The organism is Oleiphilus sp. HI0132 (assembly GCF_001635845.1).
This window is the reverse complement of sequence record NZ_LWGJ01000821.1, coordinates 1-612: the sequence shown is the minus strand read 5'-3', so window position 1 is coordinate 612 and position 612 is coordinate 1. Positions and strand designations below refer to the sequence as shown.

The following is a 612-nucleotide window of genomic DNA, read 5'->3' as shown; positions in this document are numbered from 1 at the left end:
AAGCCCGACTAATCATTCTGACCTTCATGTTGAGGGGCAAACGCTTAAGGTTTGTTCCCACAATACCCTTCGTAAATCGGGTCTGTTTACTGTAATCAATATTTACATCTAACACGACTGGCTGACCCGCTTTGCTGATTCTCCAAGCTTCATCCAACATTTCATCTATATCGGAATTCTCATCGATCCGGACATAAGCTGCGCCAGTAGCCATCGCTACACCCTGCATTCTCGTATCCGCAAGAACCGAACAAGTTTTCCTGTTATACGGCACCTCTTGAGCTTGTGATATTTGGGATAACTCGCCATCATTAAATATGGTAAAAATTGCACCCAAGCCATTCTTGCTTGCCGTTGTAATTTCCATGCACGTCATCAAAAATGCACCATCACCAATAATACTGACAACGTCTTTTTCAGGATTAAGAAGCTTTGTTCCGATAGTCGCAGGGACAGCATAACCCATGCAATTGAAGTCGGTAGGCGAAATCATGGTTCTCGCTGTATGAATAGGCATAAGTTCTGCCGTTAAGAAGGTATGGTTACCGTCATCAACCACTACATAACCNTCATCAGGCAGCCTTTTCCTTAAGGCATCAAAGAATAAAGCTG

1 protein-coding gene is annotated in these 612 nt (G+C 43.5%); it reads right to left on the bottom strand.

All coding sequences use genetic code 11. The annotated features are described in order from the left end of the window. Positions 1-612, bottom strand: a 612-nt coding sequence (locus tag A3766_RS09440; protein ID WP_197479478.1) for a thiamine pyrophosphate-dependent enzyme, incomplete at both ends; no start/stop codon positions are given.